We start from the raw sequence: 2,224 nt of genomic DNA on the forward strand, positions 1-2,224 counted from the left end.
GCGGGGGCCGGGGCGTGAGGGCGCCGGGTCAGACGCTCCCGAGCGACTCGAACCGCCAGCGGTGCACCGGACGGGCGACCAGGTCGTCGCCCGGCTCCGGGAGTTCGGGGAGGTCCGCGTCGTAGGGGGCGTCCCACCAGGTGACGACCAGGACGCGGTCCTGCGGGGCGCGGAAGGTCTCGCGGCGCAGGGGACGCCCGGGGAGTTCGCGGGCCCTCTCCTGCGTCCACGCGAGCAGCTCCGAGGCCCGGCCGGGGACCGCCCGCGCCTCCCACATCAGTGCGACGGTCACGAGTACAGGTTCTCCTCGCCGACCTCGTGGACGTGGTCGTGCCCGGGCACGTGCGGCTCCGTCACCGGGAGGGAGGAGTCCGCCGACAGGTCCCAGCCGGATGCGGGGCGGCCCCGGGCGACCATCTCCGCGCCCAGCGCCGCCACCATCGCGCCGTTGTCCGTGCACAGCTTGGGGCGCGGTACGCGCAGCCGGATGCCGGCCGCCTCGCAGCGCTCCTCGGCCAGGGCCCGCAGCCGGGAGTTGGCGGCCACACCGCCGCCGATCATCAGGTGGTCGACGCCCTCGTCCTTGCAGGCCCGTACGGCCTTCCGGGTGAGGACGTCCACGACCGCCTCCTGGAAGGACGCCGAGACGTCGCGCACGGGGACCTCCTCGCCCGCCGCCCGCTTCGCCTCGATCCAGCGGGCCACGGCCGTCTTCAGCCCGGAGAAGGAGAAGTCGTACGCCGGGTCGCGCGGGCCGGTCAGACCGCGCGGGAACGCGATCGCCTCCGGGTCGCCCTCACGCGCGTACCGGTCGATGACCGGGCCGCCGGGGAAGCCGAGGTTCAGCACCCGGGCGATCTTGTCGAATGCCTCGCCGGCCGCGTCGTCGATGGTCGCGCCGAGGGGGCGGACGTCGGAGGTGATGTCCGTGGAGAGCAGCAGCGAGGAGTGGCCGCCGGAGACCAGCAGCGCCATCGTCGGCTCGGGCAGCGCGCCGTGCTCCAGCTGGTCGACGCAGATGTGGGAGGCGAGGTGGTTGACGCCGTAGAGGGGCTTGCCGAGGGCGTAGGCGTACGCCTTGGCCGCCGACACGCCGACCAGCAGCGCGCCGGCGAGTCCGGGCCCGGCGGTGACGGCGATGCCGTCGAGGTCGCGGGCGCCGACGCCCGCCTCCTTCAGCGCGCGCTCGATGGTGGGGACCATCGCCTCCAGGTGGGCGCGGCTCGCCACCTCCGGGACGACGCCGCCGAAGCGGGCGTGCTCGTCGACGCTGGAGGCGACGGCGTCCGCCAGCAGGGTGGTCCCGCGCACGATGCCGACACCGGTCTCGTCGCAGGAGGTCTCGATCCCCAGGACCAGGGGTTCGTCAGCCATTGGTTTCGGTTCCTTGTACGCCGTTCCCGTCGACGGGACTCGCCGGGTTCACGGAGGTGGAGGGGTCGGTCAGTCGCATCACCAGGGCGTCCACGTTCCCCGGCTGGTAGTAGCCGCGCCGGACACCGATGGTCTCGAAGCCGAAGCGCTCGTAGAGCTTCTGGGCGCGCACGTTGTCGACCCGGCACTCCAGCAGCACCTCGGCGCACTCGAAGGCGGTCGCCGCCCGCAGCAGCTCGGTCAGCAGCCGCGAGCCGAGGCCGGTGCCCCAGTGGTCCCGGGTGACGGCGATGGTCTGCACGTCGGCCGCCCGGACGCTGTCGCCGTCGCCGGCCTCGCCGCCGTCGGCCTCCGCGCCGGAGGTGGTGAGGCCCGCGTAGCCGACGATCCGGTCGCCCTCCTGGGCGACGAGATAGCACCGGGTCGCCCCGGGCCCGCGCGCGTGGGCCAGCTCGGACCAGAACATCCCGCGCGACCAGGCGTCCTCGGGGAACAGGTCCCGCTCCAGCTCCAGTACGGGGTCGATGTCCCACCAGCGCATCTCGCGCAGCACGGCAGTCTCGGATCCGGTCACTTGGGGGTGACCACCTTGTAGTTCTTGGGGACCTGGGCATCGGGCCGGCGCAGGTACATCGGCCGGGGCGCGGGCAGCTCCTCGCCCGCCGCCAGCCGCTCGGCGGCCAGCCGGGCCAGGGCGGCGGCGGACACGTGCTCGGGCTCGTGCGCCTTGGGGAAGGTGTCCGGGTAGAGCAGCGCGCCGGCACCGACCGCGGGCAGGCCCGCGACCTGCCCGGCGATGTCGGCAGGCCGGTCCACGGCGGGCTCGGGGAGCCGGGGGCGGGAGGCGGCG

General features: G+C 74.6%; 3 protein-coding genes and 1 pseudogene. All 4 read right to left on the minus strand.

Annotation, left to right across the window (positions count from 1 at the left end):
• Nucleotides 1–28: 28 nt before the first annotated feature.
• Nucleotides 29–292 carry a hypothetical protein gene (locus B7767_RS29830; protein ID WP_085574869.1) on the minus strand — a complete coding sequence of 88 codons (264 nt, stop codon included), beginning with the start codon at nucleotides 290–292 and terminating at the stop codon, nucleotides 29–31.
• Nucleotides 289–1,374 carry a tRNA (adenosine(37)-N6)-threonylcarbamoyltransferase complex transferase subunit TsaD gene (gene tsaD / locus B7767_RS29835; RefSeq protein ID WP_085574870.1) on the minus strand — a complete coding sequence of 362 codons (1,086 nt, stop codon included), beginning with the start codon at nucleotides 1,372–1,374 and terminating at the stop codon, nucleotides 289–291. Before tsaD ends, B7767_RS29830 begins: the two co-directional genes overlap by 4 nt.
• Nucleotides 1,367–1,948 carry a ribosomal protein S18-alanine N-acetyltransferase gene (rimI, locus tag B7767_RS29840; RefSeq protein WP_179167345.1) on the minus strand — a complete coding sequence of 194 codons (582 nt, stop codon included), beginning with the start codon at nucleotides 1,946–1,948 and terminating at the stop codon, nucleotides 1,367–1,369. Before rimI ends, tsaD begins: the two co-directional genes overlap by 8 nt.
• Nucleotides 1,945–2,224, minus strand: a pseudogene (locus B7767_RS29845) (tRNA (adenosine(37)-N6)-threonylcarbamoyltransferase complex dimerization subunit type 1 TsaB); the annotation flags it as partial. The pseudogene B7767_RS29845 and the gene rimI, both read right to left, overlap by 4 nt.

It is taken from the genome of Streptomyces sp. 13-12-16, from assembly GCF_002114215.1.
In the GTDB taxonomy this organism is placed as follows: domain Bacteria; phylum Actinomycetota; class Actinomycetes; order Streptomycetales; family Streptomycetaceae; genus Streptomyces.

What these genes read in the sequence shown, in the direction of transcription:
- tsaD (WP_085574870.1), bottom strand. Translation starts at nt 1,374, where the DNA reads ATGGCTGACGAACCCCTGGTCCTGGGGATCGAGACCTCCTGCGACGAG.